Consider the following 21,911-nt stretch of genomic DNA (forward strand, 5'->3'; position numbering starts at 1 on the left):
AAATGCGTTTATCTCCAGCCCTTCTAGCGGTTTTTACGGTTTCAACAGCAGTGGGCTTGAGCGATCGCGCTCAAGCTCAAGTGCTGCACCAGCCCAAAGATAAGCTTGCTGCAGCGGAGCTTGTCGCCTCTGATTTTGCCTCCCCTGGAGTCTTACAGCCTGAGAGTGTAGACGAACCGACAGTTATTCCTCGCTTTAGCGCGGCGCAGCCGGCGATCGCTCAGGTAACTGACGAATTACCGGCTGACGAAGCCCCCGCCGAGATTGAAGATCTCTCTGTGCCAGAAACCGATCCGTCCAGCGAGCCTGAGATAGATCTGCCGGAAACTGAGACAGAAATCGATAACAACACGATTGAGTCGTCGCCTACAGCACCAGACGTAGAAGATCTGCCGACCCCCGAAGAAACCCAATTTCCTACGATCGAGGATGAGGCAGATGATGAGCCAACTATTCCAGCTCAGCCCGCTTCCCCCGATCTCCCCGAAATTGAAGCCGAAGAAGACGCTGACGATGACTTACCAGCGGATGTAGACGAACTGCCTATTCCGCCGGAAACGACCGAACCCGTATCGCCGCCGCCTGCTGAAGAGCAAGCTGCCCCCGAACCCAGAGTGCTGGTGGCTGAAGTCGCCGTTGAAGGTCAAGATCCGCGCGGTACCCTCATCTCTCTAGACGAGCCTCTGACCGATGGGGAAACCTTGGAAGACAAGGTGTATGCGGCAGTGGAAACCCGCGCCGGCCAAACCACAACCCGGACGCAGCTGCAGCGCGACATCAACGACATTTTTGCCACGGGTTATTTCGCTGATGTCCAGGCCATTCCTGAAGATACGCCTTTAGGCGTTCGCGTGACCTTTCTGGTGCAGCCTAACCCAATATTGCAGGACGTACAGGTACGCAATAATCAGGTCTTACCGGAAGAGGTAGTCGATGAAATTTTCTCAGACCAGTATGGCCGCATCATTAACCTGCTGGAATTTCAAAATAGCATCCTCGATCTGAACGAGTGGTATCAGGAAAACGGCTATGTGCTGGCCCAGGTGACGGCTGCGCCGCAGGTTTCGCCGGACGGCGTCGTGACCCTGATTGTAGCCGAAGGCGTGATTGAAGATATCGAAGTTCGCTTTCTGACCTCCGAGGGAGAGTCCGTTGATGAAGACGGCAATCCGATTGATGGCTATACCCGTGACTTCATCATCACCCGTGAATTTCAGGCTGAATCGGGCGAAGTGTTCCAGCAGCAGGAAATTCAGCGTGACTTAGAGCGAGTCTTTAGACTGGGTATTTTTGAAGATGTACGGCTGTCGCTGGAGCCGGGTGACGAAGATCCACGCCAGGTAGACGTAGTGGTCAACGTGACGGAGCGCAGCACCGGCTCGATCGCAGCGGGTCTAGGCTTCAACTTTACGGGCGATCTTTTTGGTACCGTCAGCTATCGTCAGGACAACTTTGGCGGCAACAACCAGAAGCTAGCCGCCGAAGCTCAGCTCAGCTTCCGCGATTTGCTGTTTGATATCAGCTTTACCGATCCCTGGATTGCGGGCGATCCCTTCCGCACTTCCTATACGGTCAATGCCTTTGCCCGTCGGGCCACTTCCCTGGTCTTTGACAATGGTCAAACTGACGTAGATCTGCCCAATGGCGACAATGTTCGGGTGGGTCGCCTAGGCGGCGGCATCAGCTTCAGTCGCCCTCTCAGCAATGGCTGGCGGGCTTCCTTGGGCACTCAAATTCAGAGAGTGACTACTCAGGATGCAGATGGAGACACCCAAGCCTTTGATGCTTTGGGAAATCCGCTGACCATCAGTGACGATGGTTCGGACGATCTGTGGACAGTTCAGTTTGGCGTTGTGCGCGATCGCCGCAACGATCCCTTTAATCCGACTGGGGGTAGTCTGCTGCGGTTGGGAACGGAGCAGTCGATTCCGCTGGGTTCAGGCAGCATTTTCTTAAATCGTCTGCGCGGTAGCTACAGTCAGTATATTCCGGTCAATTTCCTCCGCATTGGAGAAGGCCCGCAGGCGTTAGCGTTTAATATTCAGGGCGGTCATGTTTTAGGTGATTTGCCACCTTATGAAGCTTTTGCTTTGGGCGGCACTAACTCAGTGCGCGGCTATGATGAAGGAGAGGTCGCCAGTGGTCGTAGCTATATCCAGGCAACTGCTGAATACCGCTTTCCGCTCTTTTCTTTCCTGGGAGGGGCCGTCTTCTTAGACTATGCCACCGATTTAGGCAGCGGTGACGCCGTACCCGGGGCGCCCGGCCCGGTGCGCGATAAGCCCGGCGATGGCTTTGGCTATGGCGCAGGGGTGCGAATTCAAACGCCTTTTGGCCCCATTCGCATAGACTACGGCTTCAACGATCAGGGGGATGGCCGCCTGCACTTCGGCATTGGAGAACGTTTCTAATGAGTCAGTCCACGAGTCCGCTCAAGCCTGCCGCAGCGACACAAAGCCGACATCAGCAGACTTTAGCGGCGGGGTTTGAGCAATCGGGGGTAGGACTCCATTCTGGGCAGATAGCTCAGGTACGGGTCCTGCCCGCTCCGCCTCAGACGGGCCGATATTTTGTTCGCACAGATTTATCGGACGCCCAGATTCCGGCAGCCGTCGCGGCCGTCTGTCAGACTACGCTGTCTACCGAACTGGCCCAGGGAAATGCCACTGTACGGACTGTAGAGCATTTGCTGGCAGCGCTGGCAGCCATGGGCGTTGACAATGCCCGGATTGAGATCGATGGCCCAGAACTGCCCTTGTTGGACGGTTCAGCGCGGGTTTGGGCAGAGGCGATCGCGGCAGCAGGTGTCGTCTCCCAAGCAGAACCTTGCTTGACGCGATCGCTGTCAGCCCCAGTACATGTCCAAAAAGCAGATGCCTTTGTCAGCGCCCTGCCCGCCCCGGTGCCCCGCTTTACCTATGGCATTGACTTCGAGTCCAGCGTCATCGGCAATCAGTGGCATAGCTGGTCGCCTTTCACAGGAGACTTTACTACCGAGATTGCGCCCGCTCGCACCTTTGGCCTCGCTCACCAAATTGACTATTTGCGCGGTCAGGGGCTGATTAAAGGTGGCAGCTTAGAAAATGCTCTGGTCTGCGATCGCTCAGGCTGGCTAAATCCACCGCTGCGGTTTGAAAATGAGCCTGCCCGTCATAAGCTGCTTGATCTGCTAGGCGATTTAAGCCTGCTGGGCTGCTGGCCCAATGCCCACATCGTGGCTTACAAAGCCAGTCATCAGCTTCACGTACAGCTAGCGGCTAAACTTTCCTCTCAATGGGTGACTAGCAAGGATGACGCTCAAATGGGAGAATCTTAAAAGTTCTTAGGGAACTTTGTCCCCATATTTTGCTCTGTTGAAGTCAACCAATGTCTATCTTGACTAACGCAAACGCTACGAATCATGCGACCTCAACTGAAGTGTCAGACACGCTGGAAGAGGCCGCTGTTCAGACGACTTTCACACTGGAGGAGATTCAGCAGCTACTCCCCCATCGCTATCCTTTTGCCTTAGTCGATCGCATTATTGACTATATTCCAGGTAAACAGGCTGTCGGCATTAAAAATGTCACTTTCAATGAACCGCACTTTCAGGGCCATTTTCCCGGTCGGCCAATTATGCCTGGCGTTCTGATTGTGGAGGCGATGGCCCAGGTGGGCGGCATCGTCTTGACCCAAATGCCCGGCGTTACTGGACTTTGCATGTTTGCGGGTATTGATAAAGTGCGCTTTCGTCGTCCGGTTGTGCCGGGTGATCAGCTAGTGATGACGGTTGAACTGCTCTCAGTCAAGCGAATGCGCTTTGGTAAAATGCAGGCCAAAGCTGAGGTAGACGGACAGCTAGTTGCAGGCGGAGAACTGATGTTTTCCGTGGTGGATTAGTGACATGTTTGACCGTTATGAATCGATCGCCCACGGGCATCTGATGCGCTGGCTGCCGGAGGCATTTCTTTGAATACGCTGATTCATCCTACTGCCGTTGTTCACCCTCACGCTGAGCTTCACCCCAGCGTTAAGGTTGGTCCCTATGCCGTCATCGGCGAGAAGGTTTCGGTGGGACCAGAAACCGTAATTGGTTCCCACGTTATTTTGGAAGGGCATACGGAAATTGGGGCGCACAATCAGATTTTTCCGGGGGCCGCTATTGGTTTAGAGCCGCAGGATCTTAAATATGACGGTTCGCTAAGCCTGGTCAAAATTGGGGATAACAACTCAATTCGAGAATACGTTACCATCAATCGCCCCACTCGCTTTGGTGAAGAAACGCGCATCGGTAACAATAATCTGCTCATGGCTTATGCCCATGTGGCTCACAACTGCCTGATTGCCGACCAGGTGATTATTGCTAATTCGGTAGCCCTAGCCGGACATATTTATATTGAGTCAAATGCCCGGCTGAGCGGCCTGGTGGGTGTCCATCAGTTTGTTCATATCGGCCAGCATTCAATGATTGGCGGCATGAGCCGCATCGATCGCGATGTCCCTCCCTACATGATTGTCGAGGGCAATCCGTCGCGGGTACGTGCCCTCAACCAAATTGGGCTGCAGCGGGCAGGACTGGCTGAGATTGACCAGGGCCAGCGATACCGGGAACTGAAGCAGGCTTTTCGCCTAATTTATCGCTCTAAACTGCCACTCAACGAAGCTTTGTCTCGGCTAGAGGCGCTGAACCACAACAGTTACGTACAGCATCTACAGCAGTTCTTGCAGGCTTCTCAGCAGCCTGGACGGCGCGGCCCTATCCCCGGGAATAAGTAAGACGACTGCCGTTTGTTATCAGCATGAGTGAGGTGTGTCGGGTGAATACGTCAACCCAGTCGCCGTCGATTTTACCGCCTAGGCTAAAGCTGAAAATTTTTATCAGCACGGGAGAAGTTTCGGGTGATTTGCAGGGGGCGCTGCTGATTGCAGCCCTCAAGCGGCAGGCGGCTAATCGCGGTTGGGCGCTAGAGGTTGTTGCCACTGGGGGCGATCGCATGGCCGCAGCCGGGGCTACTTTGCTAGGCAACACCAGCGCTATTGGTGCCGTCGGCATTTTTGAATCCTGGCCTTACCTAATTCCCACGTTGCGGCTGCAGGGACGGGTGAAGCAGTATCTGCGCAATCATCCGCCTGACTTAGCCATCCTCATTGACTACATGGGGCCAAACCTGGCCATTGGCAGCTATCTGCGTGAAAGCTTACCCAAGCTGCCGATTGTTTACTACATTGCGCCGCAGCAGTGGGTTTGGGGTGCTTTTCTAGAGCGAGATACCCGTCGTATTCTCGCGGTGTGCGATCGCCTGCTGGCAATTTTTCCCGCCGAGGCTAAGTTCTATCAGCGCTATGGCGGCGATGTTACCTGGGTGGGTCATCCCCTGATCGATCGCATGGCTCAGGCACCCGATCGCCAGCAGGCGAGAGCTACGCTACAGCTCAACGCAGAAGATACTGTGATTACGCTGCTGCCCGCCTCTAGGAAGCAGGAACTGCGATATTTGCTGCCCGTCATGTTAGAAGCGGCCCAGCAAATTCAGGCAAAGCTCCCCGCTGTGAAATTTCTAATTCCGGCCTCGCTGCCGCAGTTTCAGCAAATGATTCGACAGGCGATCGCGCCGTACCTGATATCCAACATCAGAATCACCGCCGAGAGTCAAACCGCGATCGCCGCCTCGGATTTAGCCATCACCAAGTCTGGCACCGTCAATTTAGAGATTGCCCTGATGAACGTGCCACAGGTGGTGCTATACCGTCTTAACCCAGTCACCGCCTGGATTGCCCAGCATTTGCTGAAATTTTCCGCTCCCTTTATCTCGCCGGTCAACCTGGTTGAAATGCGCTCGGTGGTGCCCGAACTGTTGCAGCAGCAGGCAACACCTGAGGCAGTCGTGGCGGCGGCTCTGCCGCTGCTGCGAGAGGAAGCTAGGCGATCGCAAATGCTGGCAGACTATCAGAGCGTACGTCAGAGTCTAGGGGAACCGGGCGTCTGCGATCGCGCTGCCAGCGTCATGCTGGATATGTTAGCGGCAGGATAGGGGCGATCGTCCTGAGCAGAACAATACGAGATACTATGAATTCGCACGCTTTTAGTAGGGCGATGCGGTGTCTGACGTAGGACAGATAGATTAAGTGATGTCATCTATGCCTATACTGAGGCGATACGGTGTTAGGAGGCCCTTGTGAATATAGCTGAGATTTTTGCGCAGGGCGGCATTGCCATGTGGCCGCTGCTGTTTCTGTCAATTCTGGCTCTAGGCACAATTATTGAGCGAATTTGGTTTTGGTCTAAGATTTTGACCCGGGAGCGGGAGGTGGCAGGCCGCGTTTTAGAAGCGGCTCGCCGCGAATGGACTGCCGCAACTCACATCGCTCAGCGAGCCGGTAATTTACCGATGGGGCGTTTTCTCTACGCCGCCCTGAAGCTGTTAAATCCCGATCCAGAAGTGTTCCGCCTAGCCCTAGAAACCTCAGCCAACGAAGAATTAGCCACAATGCGCCGTGGTGAAAAAGTTCTAGAAGCTGTGATTGCCCTAGCACCGCTGTTAGGTTTGTTGGGCACGGTTGTAGGTTTGATTAACTCTTTAGGCTCAATTCGTCTGAGTGACTTGGGCGGAGACGCAACAGCGGAGACAGCTTTAGGCATTGGTGAAGCCCTGATCAGCACGGCTGCGGGCTTGGTAATTGCTATTGTCAGCTTGGCTTTTTTCCGGCTGTTTCAGGGCTTCGTGCTGGGTCAGGCTAAAGTCTTTCGCCAGTCAGGCAGTGAGCTAGAACTACTTTATCGCCAAGCTTATGCCGCCACAGACGGCAAGCCTAGCAGCTTGAGTGCGCCGTTGAATGCTGAAATGCCGCCACCGCCGCCACCAACCCCGCTCAAACCAGAACCCAAGACAGAAAAGCGCCCGCCCGCTGATAACTTCTAAGGATTCAACGCCCAACGCCTATCTCCCATAGTCATTTATGAAGCTCGACATTGACTCTGCTCCCAACGAAGAAGTTCGCATTGAGATTATTCCGCTGATTGATGTCATTTTCTGTATTCTGACATTCTTCATTTTGGCGGCAGTGGGGCTAACCCGGCAGCAAGCAATCAGCCTAGATTTACCTGCGGCCCAAACAGGCAGCCCTTTACCAGCCCAGGGACTTGACGCGGCAGACTTCGATCGCCTCTATGTCAGCGTTGACGGTAACGGCCAGGTTTATGTCGATCAGCAGCCCGTCAGCCTCAATTTGCTCTACGACATTTTGGTACAGCAGCAGGAAGCTGCGCCGCAGGGACTAATTGTGCTGTACGCGGCCCGCAATGCTCGTTACGCCGACGTGATTCAAGTACTCGACCTGCTGCGCTCGGTAGGCGGCGATCGCGTGGCGCTAGCTACCCTGCCCGCAGGGTTAGATCAGCTCCAGCCAGAAAGTCAGGACTTAGACAACCTTGATGACTTGCTCAATAACGGCAATCTAGACGACTTGCTCAACAACGGCACGCCGCAGGCACCGTTAGAATCGTTGCCCGCTCCAGGGTTTGAAACTCCCTCGCAGGTTCCGACAACGCCTCTACCCACTGACCCACTGCCGCAAACGCCTGATGAGGGGGAAGAAGCTCCTTAACGGCATTTAGGCAAAAAACAGGAGGCACATAAGTTATGCGCCTCCTGAGATCCAAAAATTGTTATTTCAAAAATTTGTTAGCGGTGCTGGGCTGAAACCTCTTAGCTGAAGGCAGCATGACTCCGGTCATAAGCTTGCTGAGCGGCGGCGCTAGGCTTGCCCTGAATAGCTGTCCAGTGCTCGGCGGCTTCGGCTGGCATCCCAATTTCGCTGCTAATGCGACCTAGCATCGACTGTTGACGCTGCTTGATCTGGTGATGGTGGCGATTCATTAAGGCGCGAGCTTGTTCTTGAGCAGACATTGATTTGCCCTCCTAAGTGCTGAGGCGATTTAAGTAGACTGAAACGATTTCTTTATTCATTATACAAAATTTTTCTGTAACAAGTTATACAAAAATTGCTTTTAATATTTATTCATTTACTGCCCCAGTGGCTCAGATCTTGCCCAATGAGTTCAGCCAGTTGTGATACCTCTGGTTCAAATTCCTGCCTCAGACGGTGCTCAAGATGAGCATTTAGAGCCGGACGGGGCTTTTGTTCGGTATTCAAGCGCTTCAGTCGTGCTTTGGCACCCTCAAGCAGCCAGCGTCGCCAGGATTGAGGTAGGGGCAGCAGATACTTCCCTAACTTCAGCACCTTAGCCGGAGGATACTTGATTAGGGTCTGCAGCCAGGAACTGCGTACCTTTTTATTGGAATTTACGGGTGAAAAGCTGGTTTGAAAGTCGGGGTCAGCGCCAATAAACACAAGGCTTTCTCGAAAAACTCTATCTGTATCCTGGATGAAATCTTCGAATAGAATAATCTTGACCTGGTCTTGCCCAAAGACGGTCAAATACCTTTTCACCTGTTTGGTAAAGCTAGCAAAGTCTCTGTAGAACAGAATTTTAGGTTCGGTGCATCTCTGCGGTATTTTTCTCCCAGCCCGTCGCTCTGGTTCCAAGGCTAGAGCCTGCTCGAAGTCCTGAACTGTTTCACTGGAGCCGTTATATAGATGCTGGCTGTGGAAGGCATACATCATGGCCACAGGGTCACGCAGCATGATGATAATTTTTGCTTCAGGTGCAAAGCGGTATATTTCTTCAGCCGCCGTTTGCGAATAGAGATAGGTGGGACTCCCTTCGCCGCAGATTTTACCTTCACCTGCTGCAAAGAGGGCTAAATATTCTGATAAGGAGCCGGCTTTTTTCTTTGTCTTTAAATCTGTATCAAAATAGTGCAGTTCTTTAAGCTTGGGAATAAAGACATTGGGATGGCGAACGAGATATTTGCACAGTGCTGTGGTACCGCACTTGGGTGCTCCCACGATAAAGAAGCTTGGCTTTGGCATGTGTAGATCGAAACTGGCTCAACTGAAATAGGGCGCCACTGGCAAAAGTAATTATCACTAATTCAGTTTGCCCAGCAGCTTTACATTAAAAAACGGCTGGCCGATAATCGGCCAGCCGTTGCTTATTTCTCTTTTGTCAAACTGGGGGCAAACCCTGATTAATTCGCAGGTTGAAACGATGCAAATACGTTCAAAGTTCCTGAAATGCTAAAAGAGCAATAAGTTACAAGCTGATAGTCAGTCTAGGTGCCGACTGTCCAGGAATTGATGTAAATTTCCTGTTCTGGTGTCAGGCTATCTACCTGAATACCCATTGCCTGCAGTTTGAGGCGAGCGATTTCTTTGTCAACCGCTTCTGGAATCGAGTGTAAACCTGGTTCCAAGCTGCCCTTATTTTTAACCAAATACTCACAGGCCAGTGCCTGGTTGGCAAAGCTCATATCCATTACGGCGCTGGGATGACCTTCAGCGGCAGCTAGGTTGACCAAGCGCCCTTCTCCCAGTACGATCACCGACTTGCCATTGTCCAAGAAATACTGCTGGGTAAAGTTGCGTACCTGCTTCACTTCACCTGACATTTCCTTCAACGACTTCAGATCAATTTCAATGTCGAAGTGACCAGAGTTGCAGACAATCGCCCCGTCTCTCATCGCCTCGAAATGCTCGCGCCGAATCACATGCTTGTTACCCGTCACGGTGATAAACAGATCACCTTGAGGCGCAGCCTCAGCCATCGGCATTACGCGAAAACCATCCATGACAGCTTCGATCGCCCGTACCGGATCAATCTCGGTAACGATCACGTTGGCCCCCATCCCTCTGGCTCGCAAAGCAGCCCCTTTGCCACACCAGCCATAGCCAGCAATGACGATGTTTTTGCCTGCTAGCAGAATATTCGTGGCGCGGATGATGCCGTCTAAAGTAGACTGGCCGGTGCCGTAGCGATTGTCGAAAAAGTGCTTGGTATCGGCATCGTTGACGTTCATCGCTGGGAACGAAAGTACGCCATCTTTAAACATGGCCCGCAGGCGGACAATGCCCGTAGTGGTTTCTTCAGTAGTGCCAATGATGTCGGCTAGCTGAGACTGGCGTTCTTTAACCAGGGTTGCGACAACGTCGCTGCCGTCATCAATAATGATGTTAGGGCGGTGGTTGAGAGCGGTTTCAACGTGTTGATGATAGGTATCGTTGTCTTCGCCTTTGATGGCGAAAACCGGAATGCCATAGTCAGCTACTAGACTGGCGGCTACGTCATCCTGGGTGGAAAGGGGATTGCTAGCAATCAGCAATGCATCTGCCCCACCATTTCGGAGCGCGATCGCCAAATGGGCTGTTTCAGTGGTGACGTGACAGCAAGCGGCAATGCGAATGCCCGCTAACGGTTTTTCATCAGCAAAACGGTCTTGAATTTGCTTGAGCACTGGCATTTCGCGGCCTGCCCATTCAATCCGCTGCTTTCCCTGAGAAGCGAGCGAGATGTCTTTAATGTCATATTTTTGCTGTACGGGTGTTGCAGTCATGAGCCTTCCAGATATTGATGAGTCTAAACCATCAGTCAGCTTCACTAGCTTAACGAAAAGTCCTGCTTAGAGAAACTAAAGAGCGTGCACCAAAGCCCCCCTTGGCGCACGCATTCCTGTTTTAGGCCGCAATCGAGAAAAAGCCGAGAAAAAACTTTAGCTATTGGGTTCAGCCCTAACGGCATCGGCCCCATCTACCTTCATGGCAACTTCCTTCGCCTTGGCTAGCACGGGTTCCGCATCGGGGTTGTATTTGAGGACAACGGTGCTGCCTTGCTGTGCCACCCAAAGCCCCACGTTGTCAGAAATATCGGCATCATCGAAGGCTTTAGCTACCCGCTTAGCCAAACCGCTTTCATCAAATTTGCCATCTAACCCTACTTTTTCGGCAGGAATAGAATTGTCTTTGGCCGCTTTTTTGACTTCGACCTTGGGAGTAGCCTTCGCCTTTTCCTCTTCTTTTTTGCCAAATAGTTTGCCTAAGAAACCCATAGCTTTTCTCCTGTAGAGTTGACAGATTAGACGTTGTGCAAAAACACCGTCAGGCTGATAGTCTGCCAAAAACTAAGGGAAGGTATCTATCGCTAGGCAGGAAATTGGCGATCGCGCACCTCTTGGCAAAACTGCTGCGCGGCGGCAGTTGCCTGTTCCCGTAAGTGGGCATAGGACTTAGCAAAGGGAGGCTGCCAGTCGGAAAGCCCTAGCACATCTGCGGTTACTAAAACCTGCCCGTCACAATGTGCTCCGGCCCCAATGCCAATGGTGGGAATTGTCAGGGTTTGAGAAATTTTTGCCGCCAGTTCAGCCGGAATATGTTCTAGCACCAGACTGAAAGCACCCGCCTGCTCAACGGCGATCGCCTCTTGCAAAATTCGCTCTGCCGCTTCAGGTGACTTGCCCTGCTGACGAAAGCCGCCAAACTGGTTAATTGACTGAGGCGTCAACCCGACATGTCCCATAACGGGAATGCCCACCTTGACCAGCGCCTGAATGGTTTGCGCCATTGCCTCGTGACCGCCTTCCAGCTTGACGGCCTGGGCACCGCCTTCTTTCAGCGCTCGTCCGGCAGACTCAATGGCTTGGGGAATGCTGACCTGATAGCTGAGAAAAGGTAAGTCGGCGACGACTAAAGATCGGGCTGCTCCCCGGCGGACAGCTTTAGTATGGTGCAGCATTTCTTCTAGGGTCAGGGGTAGCGTCGTCTCATAGCCTAAAACCGTCATGGCAAGAGAGTCGCCCACCAGAATGATGTCTACCCCGGCCTGCTCGATAATTCCAGCCGAAACGTAGTCCCAGGCGGTCAGCATTGCGATCGCCCGCCCTTCTTGCTTCCAGCGAATAAACTGATGAACGTTAACAGCCATGATCTGCAGAGCCTGCTTATGGTTGTCAGGATAGCAGATGGCCGAGGGAGATTGGGAGATGGCGCAGACGGGGAAGCTAGCGGGAGAACACGGGGGAAAATAACTAGAATTTTCGCGGGTTGAAGACATGCGGGACGCGCCTCTCAGGATATACAATTAGGCGTTGGCTATTGATGTAGTTTGCTGTCTCGGAAGTCACTCCATGATTCGTGAAATTTTTATGCCCGCACTCAGCTCAACGATGACTGAAGGCAAGATTGTTTCCTGGGAGAAGCAGGAAGGGGACAAGGTTGAGAAGGGCGAAACCGTTGTTGTGGTTGAGTCAGATAAGGCTGACATGGATGTGGAGTCCTTCTATGAGGGGTATTTGGCGACGATTGTGGTAGCAGCAGGGGACGTGGCTCCGGTAGGCGAGGCGATCGCGCTGCTGGCTGAATCTGAGGATGAGATTGAAGCCGCCAAGCAGCAGGGAGCAGCTCAGTCATCGTCAGCCGCTACCGCCTCTAGTGCAGCCCCTGAAGCCGCAAGTGCGACTGAAACGGCTCCGGCAGCACCCGTAGCCTCTCAAAATGGGGCTAGCTCTGAGGCACCGCCGAAAAAACGCGATCGTTTAGTGGTGTCCCCCCGTGCGCGCAAGCTGGCCAAAGAGCTTAAAGTCGATCTCAGTAGCTTAGACGGTTCCGGCCCGCATGGCCGAATAGTCGCTGAAGATGTGGAAGCAGCGGCGGGCAAAACCTCGGCCCCAGTGTCAGCCCCTTCAGCCCCACCAACGACTCCCACAACCCCGGCACCTACACCCCACATTGCCGCTCCAACCGCTGCGGCGCCAGCTCCCCAATCTATACCCCAGCCGGCGGTACCGGGACAGGCCGTCCCGTTAAACACCTTGCAGCAGGCGGTCGTCCGCAACATGATGGCGAGTTTGCAGGTACCCACCTATCGAGTTGGCTACACCATCACCACCGATGCCTTAGACCAGCTCTACAGGCAAATTAAGTCTAAGGGAGTGACGATGACGGGTCTCCTCTCTAAAGCGGTGGCCGTAACGCTGCAGAAGCACCCGCTGCTGAATGCTAGCTATGTAGATAATGCGATTCAATACCGCAGCAGCATTAATGTTGCCGTGGCCGTTGCCATGCCCGATGGCGGTTTGATTACGCCCGTGCTGCGGGGAGCCGATCAGATGGATATTTACTCCCTCTCTCGCACCTGGAAAGACTTAGTTAACCGCGCCCGTTCTAAGCAGCTACAGCCAGAAGAATATAATTCTGGTACTTTTACGCTGTCGAACCTGGGAATGTTCGGCGTCGATCGCTTTGATGCCATCTTGCCGCCAGGGCAAGGTTCTATTCTAGCGATTGGGGGAGCTAGCCCTCAAATTGTGGCGACGGATGAGGGGCTGTTTGGCGTCAAGCAGCAGATGCAGGTAAATATCACCTGCGATCACCGCATCATTTATGGCGCAGACGCGGCTGCCTTTTTGCGAGATTTAGCCCAGCTCATTGAAAACGATTCCCACTCCTTGACCCTATAAACTATTGACCTTAAATCTAACGGCAGGTTCATAAAATCGTGGCGCCCTAGCCAACAGGTTAGGGCGCTGCAGTGTGACTGAGTGCTAAGCCAGCCGCGATCTCGCAAAATATCGCTTATGTCTCTTTGTCAAAATTTAGAGCGGCAGAGTTCAGGCAATAGCGCAGTCCTGTCGGCTGGGGGCCATCTTTGAAGACGTGGCCCAAGTGTGCTTCGCAGGAAGCACAGAGGACTTCAGTACGAACCATAAAGTGGCTAAAGTCCATCTTGGTTTCGACATTTTCCTCTTTGACAGGGGCCCAAAAGCTCGGCCAGCCCGTACCTGAATCAAATTTTTCTTCTGAGCTAAACAGCGGGGTACCGCAGCAAACGCATTTGTAAACGCCCGACTGCTTGTTGTCGTGATACTCCCCTGAAAAAGCTCGTTCCGTTCCTTTTTCGCGAGTAACCCGATACTGCTCTGGCGTTAACTGCTCTCGCCATTGACTGTCTTTTTTCTTGATTTTTTCAACCATGTTGTAACCTCTTGTCTACACAAATCACGTGGCTTTCAAGAACTTATTGATCAATTCCTGGTTTTAATAAAAAACAGCCTTAGCGTGAATTTAAACTTTTATCTTTGAAAAAAACGCACCGTTAGAACCGCTAATTCAAAGACAGCTTCTCCGATGAGGTGAGTTTTACCGATGAGAGAATTTTGATTGAAATTCCAAGACTCATACAAGCAAAAACTACCTGGTCGGAACAGCTATCGTTTTTTGAATAGCAGGTAACTATTGCTTACCTCTAGCTAAGCATAATGACTTATCAGATGACATCTATCACTTAGCAGGCATTTTGTGCCTACTGACAAAATACGCAGCCAAAGCGGGTTACTCACCGCCCGGCGCAAACACCATTTTGGGCACTAGCTGTTTGCCAGCTTCGGTTGCGGCGATCGCGCCAATGCCTAAAAATCGCTGCCCCGAATCTACAACCCGCAAACTGCCATCCATATCAGAGCCAATGTCTGTCAGAATTAGCTTCTGGCCGTGTGTCCAAGCCGTTGCCTGCTCTGGAGGCAGCATTAGGCCCGGCAGATGTTGCAGAATCGGGTTGGGCGGCACTGGATCGAATAGTCCTGCCTGAGTTTGTTCAGTTAGTTTTTCTAAGGTGAGGCTGTTGTCGAGGGCAAATCCACCGCTCCAGGTGCGGACTAAATTGGCCAGAGTGGCTCCGGTTCCCACCGCTGCCCCTAGATCTCTTGCCAGGGCGCGGATATAGGTGCCGGGACCACAGGCGATCGCCACTTCAATTTCCGGATAGTCTCCAGGCACCCAGCTCAAAACCCTGATTTCGTGAATGACCACGGTGCGCTTCGGCACCTCCACCGCCTTGCCCTGCCGGGCCTGCCGGTAAAGCCGTTTGCCTTCCACCTGAATAGCGCTGTAGCTGGGGGGTATCTGCTCAATCGTGCCCTGAAACTGAGTCAAAGCTGCTTCCACGGTTTCTAGCTGCAAATGAGGCACAGGTTCAGCCCTGACCGTCTCACCTTCAAGATCGTCGGTGGTGGTGGTAGTACCCAAGCGAATCACGGCCCGGTAGGCTTTGTCAGGATGCAGATACTGAATCAGCCGCGTGGCGCGACCGATGGCAAGGGGCAAGACACCCGTAGCTAAGGGATCTAGGGTGCCAGCATGGCCTATTCTTTTAATCCCCAGCAGTTTGCGAACTTTGGCAACACAGTCGTGAGAGGTAAAGCCAACGGGTTTGTGGAGATTGAGAAATCCCTGCACGTGTCATCAATAAAGTCAGTGCATTCAGCTTACCGTAGCGGTTTGTCATTCGGCAGCCACTTTGAACACGCAATCAAACCTAAACAATTCTGACGACTTGCCGAAAACGGCAAAATGCCTTGAATAGAATAGAGTTACTGGCACGAGAGGCGAAATGTTGGGCATGGGTCGCTTAGAGGCTAGCCTGCTCGCAGCAGCGATCGCCGCCGCTACGATTACCGGGCGATCGCCAGCGGTGAAAGCAGAAGTCACCTTTGCCTGTCTGCAGCAGGAGGGCATCCCCACGACGGTGGCCCAAACCGCTGAGGGCACCGTAACGCTGGTGGAGTGGACAGCCGCTGAGATTGCGATCGCGCCGACCCGTACGCCGCAAACTGAATGTGAAGCCGCTACTCAGCAGTTTCAAACCTATTTGACCACAGGCAATCTCACTTATATCACCACAGGCCGGATGGACGGTGAACTGGTGACCTGCGTGGCCCAGCGGCCTGGCGGCGGCTGTCGGGGACGGCTATTTGCGCTCCAAGCTGAAATTCGGCCGCGAGCGGCGCTGCAGCGAATTTTGCGGATTCGGGTACCCAATGACGGTCCGATTGAAGAAACTGGCCCACGGCTGTATGTGTCCTGGGATCGCTATCTGCAGGGGGACTATCCGGCCCTACCGACAGCTGCGCCTCGTCCCTCAAATTCTGCTGAACCGCACCCGGAGGTTGAAGATGAACTTTCTCCTATCCGCTAAAGCTGGGGCCGCGATCGCTGGCTTGAGCGCGCTCACGGTTTTACCGCTGCAGGTTGTAGCTCAGCTCAGCGGCTCTGATGTCAACGACATTGCCAAAGGCACTACTGTTTTAATCAACGGCCAGAATGCTGGATCAGGGGTAATTTTTGATCAGCAGGGCGATACCTACTATGTGCTAACCGCTAAGCACGTCGTTGCCACTGAGGATGAATATGAAGTCATTGCTCCCGACGAATCTACCTATCCCCTAAGCTATAGCACCGTACAGCACTTACCCACAGTGGATCTAGCGGTGCTGCAGTTCAAGAGCCGCCAAGCCTACGAAAAAGCTCAGCTGGGCAACTCAGACGGTCTGACAGAAGGCGACACCGTTTTTATTGCTGGCTGGCCTGCGGCCGGAGACGCCATTCCGCATATCTATCAGCTAACAACAGGGCAAATTTCCGGCCTGCCCCGGCGACCACTGCCCGGTGGCTACGGCCTGATTTATACCAATGTCACCCGCGAAGGCATGAGCGGCGGCCCTATTTTCGATCAGCAGGGCGAGGTGGTGGGCATTCACGGCCAGGCCGAAGGGCGCGAGGTGTATCTGCCGACCTATGAAACCGATGCGACTGTAGTTCGGGCCGGATTCAACTTAGGCATTCCGGTCAATACCTTCTTGCAGCAGGCAGAGCAAACCGCTATGCCGATCATCACCCAAGAGCGCATCACGGCTTTAGCCGAATCAGCTCAGCCCGCCCCGCCTCCTACCTACTTTGCCCGTCCGCCCCGCCTCGTGAATACGCGGGTACCCAATAACTTCGAGGGCCGCCGCACCACCTATTACTTCACGATTGACCTGCCCGCCGCGGCGGCAGAATCCTTAGAACAGGTGACGATCGCTCAAACCCTCGGCAGCGACTATCCCCGCTTCAGCGCCCGCAATACCACCGCTTTTGAAGGCACCTATGGCGATCGCGGCGAGGAAATTCCCTTAGCATTTGTAGTCAGCGATCGCGACAGCCGCACGGTCACGGTCACGTTCGAGCCGCCAGTTGCACCGGGCAGACAGATCACCCTAGCCCTTGATGTCCGTCGCAACCCAGATGAAGGCACCTACCAGTACCGAGTCGTCGCCTATCCTGCGGGTGCAGCAGGACTGGAACAATATCTGGGATTGGCGCGGCTGCAGTTTTATCATCCCGCTTCGCTGAAATTCTAGGAGCGTTATGGCAAGCAGATGGTCGTGGCTGTGGGGCAGCTTGCTCTGGCTTGGGGCACAGGCCAGCGTAGCCGTCCCCGCTAGGGCTGTGCCAGCTAAACTAAGCAGAGCTGACACGCTACAGACCCTACCCTCAGACCCGCTACAACAGGGAGAATGGCTCTTTTTTCAGGGCCAGTTTCCGGCGGCCCGGAGCGTCTATCAGCAGGCACTTCGTCAGGCGCAGCAGGCAGGCGATCGCCCTGCGGCAGCGGCGGCCTACTTGGGGCTAGGGCAAGTTTTGCTCAACTTAGGCGACTATGGAACCGCCTTAGCAGCTTTAACCCAGGCGCGATCGCAGTATGCCGCTCTATCAGATCCTGCAGGGCTGGCGGCCACTCTCAATCAGATCGGTGTCGTCCAGCGGCGACTAGGCAATGTGCCCACCGCTTACACCCTGCATCAGCAGGCCCTGGCTCTAGCGGCAACATCGCCAAGTTCGCAGTCAGTCCAGATTCGAGCCGAGGCTCTGCACAATTTAGCGGCAGTCCAGGCCCATCGGGGCCACTATACTCAGGCCCTCAGTCTCTACAAGCAAGCGTTGGCTGCACGACAGGCCATGGCGCAGGCAGCCCCTGCTGAGATCGGATCGTACTTTCATGCCGGGCGCACCTTCAACAATCTGGGCGGCGTCTACGATCGCTTAGGAAACCATCCGCAAGCCCTAGTTCACTATCAGCAGGCCCTCACCATCGCTCGTCATATAGGCAATCGTGCCAGCGAAGGCCGCTTGTTGAACAATATCGGTCGGCTGTATCGTCAGCAGGGAAAGTATCGAGCAGCGCAGGCCATTTATCAGCAAGCGCTGACCGTTTTGCAGCCCCTAGGCGATCGGGCCAGTCTCAGTCAGGTTCTCACCAGCTTGGGACTGATTGCAGAGAACTTAGGCGAATACGAGACAGCCCTGAATTACTACCAGCAGGGACAAACCCTGGCTAATGCGCTAGGCGATCGCCGTCAGCTCGGCTATCTCAGTGACAGCTTGGGCGGCCTCTACTACCGTCAGGGTCGCTACGGTGAGGCCCTGAGCGCTTATCAGCAGACTCTGGCTCAGCATCAGGCAATTGGTTTTCGCGCCGGGGAAGTTGCGGCCCGAGTGAATCTGGCTGGCGTCTACGAAGCCCTTGGACGCTACCCAGAAGCACTACGGCATCTAGAAGCCGCCCTCCCTAGCGCCAATGAGCAGCAAGGAGCTATTTTAGGGGCCATCGGCGCACTGCATGAGCGGGCCGGAAATTTGCCGCAGGCACTCATGGCCTACCAGCGATCGCTCGCCGCAGCGCAGGCAACCGGCAGCTTAGCAGCAACAGGAGAAGCCTGGGATCGCTTGGGGGGACTCTATCAGCAGCTTGGTCAGTTAGACGCCGCTCAAATGGCCCTGCAGCGGGCGCTGGATTTAGCTACTTTGACGGGCGATCGCGGGGCTGAGGGACGTACGCTCAACAGCTTGGCCCTCTTACTAGCTAGGCAGGGAGAAACCGACCAGGCCCAGGTCTTGCTAAGTCAGGCGAGAGGTCTTTTACAGGCGCTGGGGGATCGCGCGGGAGAAGCGATCGTGCTGAGCAACGGGGCCCAGCTTTTAGCGGCAGAACAGCCGTTCTTGGCGATCGCCCTCTACAAGCAGTCTGTCAATTTGCGCCAAGACATTCGCTCTGACCTGTTAGGACTTTCCCCAGTACTACAGCAGTCCTACACCGATACCGTCGCTCAGACTTATCGCCAACTCGCTGATTTACTCCTACAGCAAGACCGAGTATTAGAAGCACAGCAGGTTTTAGACCTGCTGCAGCAAGCGGAGGCCAGCCGCTATTTGCGCAGTCCCAACGTGGCGGCTGAAATTGCCCTACAGCCCCCTGAGCAAGCAATCCTAGCCAGCTACGGGGAACTCCAGCGGTCGGCAGTTGAGCTAGGACAAGAACTGAACCAGCTCCGCCAGATACCAGATACTCAGCGATCGCCCGTGCAGCAGCAGCGTTTGTCCCAGCTCGTCCAGTTGCAGGACGACCTCAACCAGCAGTTTAATCAGTTTATTGCTACCCCAGCGGTGACGACCGCGCTTGCTCAGCTCAGCCGCAGCGCCCAGCGGGCCAGCGTTCATCCGGCTGATTTAGATGCCCTGCGGGATAACCTACAGCAGCTTGATGGGGCGCTGCTCTATCCCCTGGTTTTAGAAGACCGCCTAGAGCTAGTGCTGACGCTGCCAGAGTCACCACCGCTGCGCCGTACCGTCTCTGTTAGCCGCACCGCCCTTAATCAGGCTGTTTTAGACTTTCGCCAAGCCCTAGCGCAGCCTGGAACTGACGCGATCGCCCCGGCCCAGCAGCTCTACGACTGGCTGATTCGCCCGATTGCGGCTGATTTGGCTCAGTCTCCAGTCACCACGCTTGTCTATGCCCCTGACGGCCCGCTGCGCTATATTCCCCTAGCGGCGCTGCATGACGGTCAGCAGTGGCTGGTACAGGACTATATCATTAACGTAATTACGGCCCAGTCTCTGACAGAATTTAATACGGCCCCTGTTCCTCAGCCGCAGCTATTGGCCGGAGCCTTTGCCGATCCGGCGCTGAGCTATGACGTTGCTTTAGGAACGCGCTCGGCTGACTTTAGCGGCCTCCCTTTTGCCGGACAGGAAGTACGCCAGCTACAAACACTCTGGCCGCAGTCGAGAATTTTGATTGATCAGGCTTTTAGCCTAGCTGAGGTGCGACCCCGTTTGGGAGACTATGACATTTTGCACTTTGCTACCCATGCCGCTTTCTTGCCCGGTCAGCCTGAAGCGTCATTTATTTTGTTTGGCAATGGCGATCGCGCTACGCTGCAGGATATTAGTAGCTGGTCTTTGCAGGCTGACTTGGTGGTGCTGAGCGCTTGTGAAACCGGACTTGGTGGCTTTGGCAATGGTGAGGAGATTTTGGGGCTGGGCTATCAGTTTCAGCGGCGCGGTGCGCAGGCGGTACTGGCCTCTCTGTGGCAGGTGAACGACAGCAGCACTCAGCAGTTGATGACGGCTTTTTACCAGCAGCTACAGTCCGGGCAGAGCAAGGCCGCCGCCCTCAGAACGGCTCAGCTCAGTCTGATTAACGGCAGTACCTTAGCCACTACTGATATCAGCCGCAATGTTCAGATCAGACCTGAATCAACTACCCGCGATCGCCACTCAGAGGCTCTAGCCCATCCGTTCTACTGGGCACCTTTTATTCTTATTGGTAATGGTCTCTAATCAACGGAGAGGGTGGGATTCGAACCCACGGTGCCTTTCAGCACACTCGATTTCAAGTCGAGCGCATTCGACCACTCTGCCACCTCTCCAGGGCTGCGCATTTGCTAACGTGATGGGATTTTATCATTAATCAAACGCTTCAGCAGCCTACAGTTTAGCGCAAGATTATTCCTCGCGGGCAGCTTCTTGACGTGCCCGCGCCTGATCGACAGTTTCGTCTGGCAGCATGGGATCCGCTTGGGGCGCCGTTAGCTCTTGGGGATCTGTTTCGGGGCCGGTAGCCAGTTCCTTCTGAGCTTTGGCGGCTGCCTCAGTGGGCGTATTGGTTTTTGGCACTGAGTTTTCAGGGCGATCGCCAGTCATAGCTTGCTCACAATATCTACACGCTCTAGGATATGGAGCGATTACTCCCTTGATCGTCTACCCTGCGACCCAAAGCGAACGGATCTAGAGCTTAAAGTCTCCAGATTCACCACTGAACCTGGAGACTTTGCAAATTTAGGATGCAGAGCGACCGCCAGTACTCTGCAGCCAGCGATCGCTGCCCTACTTAGCAGATTTAGACGAGAGATCGTAGCCCAGGTATGTACGGGTCAAATACTTAGCCAAGCGCTTGACTGAATTGGTGTTGCGGCTGGTAGTGCTGCTAGCGCCTATTGCCTGGGCAAACGCCTGATCAGAAATTTTGCCAGCCTGGTGCTTTTCAAACGCATCTACAACAGCAACCAGTTCCTCAACCGAGAACGGGTAGCCGTTTTTCGTGGCAAATTCGGCCACAATGGGGGCTCGCTCACCCTTGAGCGCTTCTGTTTCTTGTGGATCAAGTTCTGATTCGCTGCTGATATCGCCGTCCCCGACACCCAGGAGTTCTTCTAGCTGCTGGCGCAGGGCTGCATCGTCGGCAGTTTTCTGCATAAATTGCAGAACAGTTGCAGTTGACATAGCCAAAATTGCCTTGCTCAATAGATTTACATGTCTAGGTATAGCAAGGCGCTCACAGATTGTCTGTTAATAAAAAACGAAACTTGTGATGAAATCCTAATCTGAAGGCTGAGTGGCAATGCCTAAGCGCACCTGGTCAATTTTTCGTAGCTCATCCATCGCCGCTACCACTCGCCCATGATCAACTGCTGCATCGGCATTGATAGTCACTAAAACGGGCTGCCCCGCTTCAGTTTGGCTTTCTACCGCTGCGGTTAAATTGCTCAGCGCGATCGCTTCTTGATCTAGAAATAAGTTGCCTTGGGCATCTATGGTCAGGGTTAGATCGGGCGATCGCTGCTGATTGGCGGTGACAGCCCCAGGCAGATTGACCGGCAATCCTTCAGATCGGGTTAAAAACAGCGTAGACAAAATAAAGAAGGCCAGTACCGCAAAGATGACATCGATCATCGGTACGATATTGATCTGGGAAGGCTTCTCAGGATCTTCGGGCAAATTCATACAAATTCGGCGCTAACTTGTTGACAATAAATCCTATTAAGCTAATATGGATTTGGGCCAGTCGTTGAGTTCGAGGCTGGAGCGAAAATACAGCTTTTCTTGTTTTGTGTTCTCCTCTCAGATAGTTGAGGTGTTCGAGCCTAGCATCACTGCTAGGCTTT

General features: G+C 53.9%; 21 protein-coding genes and 1 tRNA gene. 11 read left to right on the forward strand and 11 right to left on the reverse strand.

Annotated features, from left to right (window positions below):
• The first annotated feature begins 2 nt into the window (after nucleotides 1-2).
• The 7 genes from QJQ48_RS06250 to QJQ48_RS06280 all read left to right on the forward strand — a co-directional run bounded on the left by QJQ48_RS06250 (nucleotide 3) and on the right by QJQ48_RS06280 (nucleotide 7,584).
• On the forward strand, nucleotides 3-2,411 hold the full coding sequence (locus QJQ48_RS06250) for a BamA/TamA family outer membrane protein (protein WP_346290343.1): 2,409 nt from the start codon (nucleotides 3-5) through the stop codon (nucleotides 2,409-2,411).
• Complete coding sequence (lpxC, locus tag QJQ48_RS06255) at nucleotides 2,411-3,316, forward strand: UDP-3-O-acyl-N-acetylglucosamine deacetylase (protein WP_346290344.1); 906 nt, start codon at nucleotides 2,411-2,413, stop codon at nucleotides 3,314-3,316. The genes QJQ48_RS06250 and lpxC overlap by 1 nt, the downstream gene beginning before the upstream one ends.
• A gap of 50 nt (nucleotides 3,317-3,366) precedes the next feature.
• Nucleotides 3,367-3,879: a 3-hydroxyacyl-ACP dehydratase FabZ gene (gene fabZ / locus QJQ48_RS06260; protein WP_346290345.1), complete on the forward strand. Its 513-nt coding sequence runs from the start codon at nucleotides 3,367-3,369 to the stop codon at nucleotides 3,877-3,879.
• Nucleotides 3,880-3,948: 69 nt separating this feature from the next.
• Entirely contained in the window at nucleotides 3,949-4,755 is an 807-nt protein-coding gene (gene lpxA, locus QJQ48_RS06265) for an acyl-ACP--UDP-N-acetylglucosamine O-acyltransferase (protein ID WP_346290346.1), read from the forward strand.
• Between the two features lie 89 nt (nucleotides 4,756-4,844).
• Nucleotides 4,845-6,011: a lipid-A-disaccharide synthase gene (lpxB, locus tag QJQ48_RS06270; RefSeq protein ID WP_346290380.1), complete on the forward strand. Its 1,167-nt coding sequence runs from the start codon at nucleotides 4,845-4,847 to the stop codon at nucleotides 6,009-6,011.
• Nucleotides 6,012-6,155: 144 nt separating this feature from the next.
• Entirely contained in the window at nucleotides 6,156-6,899 is a 744-nt protein-coding gene (locus QJQ48_RS06275; RefSeq protein ID WP_346290347.1) for a MotA/TolQ/ExbB proton channel family protein, read from the forward strand.
• Between the two features lie 37 nt (nucleotides 6,900-6,936).
• Complete coding sequence (locus tag QJQ48_RS06280) at nucleotides 6,937-7,584, forward strand: ExbD/TolR family protein (RefSeq protein ID WP_346290348.1); 648 nt, start codon at nucleotides 6,937-6,939, stop codon at nucleotides 7,582-7,584.
• Between the two features lie 101 nt (nucleotides 7,585-7,685).
• On the opposite strand, the gene gifA is transcribed toward QJQ48_RS06280, so the two are convergent.
• The 5 genes from gifA to panB form a co-directional block, all read right to left on the reverse strand.
• A complete protein-coding gene (gene gifA / locus QJQ48_RS06285) occupies nucleotides 7,686-7,886 on the reverse strand; it encodes a glutamine synthetase inactivation factor IF7A (RefSeq protein ID WP_346290349.1) in 201 nt (66 codons plus the stop codon).
• Between the two features lie 112 nt (nucleotides 7,887-7,998).
• The gene (locus QJQ48_RS06290) at nucleotides 7,999-8,913 is read right to left on the reverse strand and encodes a sulfotransferase family protein (protein ID WP_346290350.1); all 915 of its coding nucleotides are present in this window, start codon (nucleotides 8,911-8,913) and stop codon (nucleotides 7,999-8,001) included.
• Nucleotides 8,914-9,155: 242 nt separating this feature from the next.
• Nucleotides 9,156-10,433, reverse strand: a complete 1,278-nt coding sequence (ahcY, locus tag QJQ48_RS06295) for an adenosylhomocysteinase (protein ID WP_346290351.1) — start codon at nucleotides 10,431-10,433, stop codon at nucleotides 9,156-9,158.
• Between the two features lie 156 nt (nucleotides 10,434-10,589).
• Nucleotides 10,590-10,925 carry a hypothetical protein gene (locus QJQ48_RS06300; protein WP_346290352.1) on the reverse strand — a complete coding sequence of 112 codons (336 nt, stop codon included), beginning with the start codon at nucleotides 10,923-10,925 and terminating at the stop codon, nucleotides 10,590-10,592.
• 92 nt (nucleotides 10,926-11,017) lie between these two features.
• The gene (panB, locus tag QJQ48_RS06305; protein ID WP_346290381.1) at nucleotides 11,018-11,797 is read right to left on the reverse strand and encodes a 3-methyl-2-oxobutanoate hydroxymethyltransferase; all 780 of its coding nucleotides are present in this window, start codon (nucleotides 11,795-11,797) and stop codon (nucleotides 11,018-11,020) included.
• 202 nt (nucleotides 11,798-11,999) lie between these two features.
• On the opposite strand from panB, the gene QJQ48_RS06310 reads away from it, so the two are divergent.
• The gene (locus QJQ48_RS06310; protein ID WP_346290353.1) at nucleotides 12,000-13,331 is read left to right on the forward strand and encodes a dihydrolipoamide acetyltransferase family protein; all 1,332 of its coding nucleotides are present in this window, start codon (nucleotides 12,000-12,002) and stop codon (nucleotides 13,329-13,331) included.
• Between the two features lie 115 nt (nucleotides 13,332-13,446).
• Here QJQ48_RS06310 and msrB read toward each other — a convergent pair whose 3' ends face one another.
• Nucleotides 13,447-13,845 carry a peptide-methionine (R)-S-oxide reductase MsrB gene (msrB, locus tag QJQ48_RS06315; protein WP_346290354.1) on the reverse strand — a complete coding sequence of 133 codons (399 nt, stop codon included), beginning with the start codon at nucleotides 13,843-13,845 and terminating at the stop codon, nucleotides 13,447-13,449.
• A 357-nt stretch (nucleotides 13,846-14,202) separates the two neighbouring features.
• Nucleotides 14,203-15,105: a tRNA pseudouridine(55) synthase TruB gene (gene truB / locus QJQ48_RS06320; RefSeq protein WP_346290355.1), complete on the reverse strand. Its 903-nt coding sequence runs from the start codon at nucleotides 15,103-15,105 to the stop codon at nucleotides 14,203-14,205.
• Between the two features lie 163 nt (nucleotides 15,106-15,268).
• Between truB and QJQ48_RS06325 the strand changes: the two genes are divergently transcribed.
• From QJQ48_RS06325 to QJQ48_RS06335, 3 genes are read left to right on the forward strand one after another with little or no spacing between them, the layout of a single operon-like run.
• Nucleotides 15,269-15,844: a COP23 domain-containing protein gene (locus QJQ48_RS06325; protein ID WP_346290356.1), complete on the forward strand. Its 576-nt coding sequence runs from the start codon at nucleotides 15,269-15,271 to the stop codon at nucleotides 15,842-15,844.
• Entirely contained in the window at nucleotides 15,822-17,048 is a 1,227-nt protein-coding gene (locus QJQ48_RS06330) for a DUF2808 domain-containing protein (protein WP_346290357.1), read from the forward strand. The genes QJQ48_RS06325 and QJQ48_RS06330 overlap by 23 nt, the downstream gene beginning before the upstream one ends.
• A gap of 7 nt (nucleotides 17,049-17,055) precedes the next feature.
• The gene (locus QJQ48_RS06335) at nucleotides 17,056-20,307 is read left to right on the forward strand and encodes a CHAT domain-containing protein (RefSeq protein ID WP_346290358.1); all 3,252 of its coding nucleotides are present in this window, start codon (nucleotides 17,056-17,058) and stop codon (nucleotides 20,305-20,307) included.
• A gap of 4 nt (nucleotides 20,308-20,311) precedes the next feature.
• Here QJQ48_RS06335 and QJQ48_RS06340 read toward each other — a convergent pair.
• The 4 genes from QJQ48_RS06340 to QJQ48_RS06355 all read right to left on the reverse strand — a co-directional run bounded on the left by QJQ48_RS06340 (nucleotide 20,312) and on the right by QJQ48_RS06355 (nucleotide 21,750).
• Nucleotides 20,312-20,396: transfer RNA gene (locus QJQ48_RS06340), tRNA-Ser, on the reverse strand.
• Nucleotides 20,397-20,472: 76 nt separating this feature from the next.
• On the reverse strand, nucleotides 20,473-20,670 hold the full coding sequence (locus QJQ48_RS06345) for a hypothetical protein (protein ID WP_346290359.1): 198 nt from the start codon (nucleotides 20,668-20,670) through the stop codon (nucleotides 20,473-20,475).
• Nucleotides 20,671-20,853: 183 nt separating this feature from the next.
• Nucleotides 20,854-21,249, reverse strand: a complete 396-nt coding sequence (locus tag QJQ48_RS06350) for a hypothetical protein (RefSeq protein ID WP_346290360.1) — start codon at nucleotides 21,247-21,249, stop codon at nucleotides 20,854-20,856.
• A gap of 96 nt (nucleotides 21,250-21,345) precedes the next feature.
• Nucleotides 21,346-21,750 (reverse strand): ExbD/TolR family protein, encoded by a 405-nt coding sequence (locus QJQ48_RS06355; protein ID WP_346290361.1) that lies wholly within the window; start codon nucleotides 21,748-21,750, stop codon nucleotides 21,346-21,348.
• Nucleotides 21,751-21,911 lie beyond the last annotated feature (161 nt).

The sequence above is a fragment of the Sphaerothrix gracilis Ecp01 genome, from assembly GCF_030405905.1.
In the GTDB taxonomy this organism is placed as follows: domain Bacteria; phylum Cyanobacteriota; class Cyanobacteriia; order Phormidesmidales; family Phormidesmidaceae; genus Sphaerothrix; species Sphaerothrix gracilis.

Excerpts from the sequence above, each read along its gene's own strand:
- QJQ48_RS06250 (WP_346290343.1), top strand. The coding sequence starts at position 3 with ATGCGTTTATCTCCAGCCCTTCTAGCGGTTTTTACGGTTTCAACAGCA.
- lpxC (WP_346290344.1), top strand. The coding sequence starts at position 2,411 with ATGAGTCAGTCCACGAGTCCGCTCAAGCCTGCCGCAGCGACACAAAGC.
- fabZ (WP_346290345.1), top strand. The coding sequence starts at position 3,367 with ATGTCTATCTTGACTAACGCAAACGCTACGAATCATGCGACCTCAACT.
- QJQ48_RS06280 (WP_346290348.1), top strand. The coding sequence starts at position 6,937 with ATGAAGCTCGACATTGACTCTGCTCCCAACGAAGAAGTTCGCATTGAG.
- gifA (WP_346290349.1), bottom strand. The coding sequence starts at position 7,886 with ATGTCTGCTCAAGAACAAGCTCGCGCCTTAATGAATCGCCACCATCAC.
- QJQ48_RS06290 (WP_346290350.1), bottom strand. The coding sequence starts at position 8,913 with ATGCCAAAGCCAAGCTTCTTTATCGTGGGAGCACCCAAGTGCGGTACC.
- ahcY (WP_346290351.1), bottom strand. The coding sequence starts at position 10,433 with ATGACTGCAACACCCGTACAGCAAAAATATGACATTAAAGACATCTCG.
- QJQ48_RS06300 (WP_346290352.1), bottom strand. The coding sequence starts at position 10,925 with ATGGGTTTCTTAGGCAAACTATTTGGCAAAAAAGAAGAGGAAAAGGCG.
- panB (WP_346290381.1), bottom strand. The coding sequence starts at position 11,797 with ATGGCTGTTAACGTTCATCAGTTTATTCGCTGGAAGCAAGAAGGGCGG.
- QJQ48_RS06310 (WP_346290353.1), top strand. The coding sequence starts at position 12,000 with ATGATTCGTGAAATTTTTATGCCCGCACTCAGCTCAACGATGACTGAA.
- msrB (WP_346290354.1), bottom strand. The coding sequence starts at position 13,845 with ATGGTTGAAAAAATCAAGAAAAAAGACAGTCAATGGCGAGAGCAGTTA.
- QJQ48_RS06325 (WP_346290356.1), top strand. The coding sequence starts at position 15,269 with ATGGGTCGCTTAGAGGCTAGCCTGCTCGCAGCAGCGATCGCCGCCGCT.
- QJQ48_RS06330 (WP_346290357.1), top strand. The coding sequence starts at position 15,822 with ATGAACTTTCTCCTATCCGCTAAAGCTGGGGCCGCGATCGCTGGCTTG.
- QJQ48_RS06335 (WP_346290358.1), top strand. The coding sequence starts at position 17,056 with ATGGCAAGCAGATGGTCGTGGCTGTGGGGCAGCTTGCTCTGGCTTGGG.
- QJQ48_RS06345 (WP_346290359.1), bottom strand. The coding sequence starts at position 20,670 with ATGACTGGCGATCGCCCTGAAAACTCAGTGCCAAAAACCAATACGCCC.
- QJQ48_RS06350 (WP_346290360.1), bottom strand. The coding sequence starts at position 21,249 with ATGTCAACTGCAACTGTTCTGCAATTTATGCAGAAAACTGCCGACGAT.
- QJQ48_RS06355 (WP_346290361.1), bottom strand. The coding sequence starts at position 21,750 with ATGAATTTGCCCGAAGATCCTGAGAAGCCTTCCCAGATCAATATCGTA.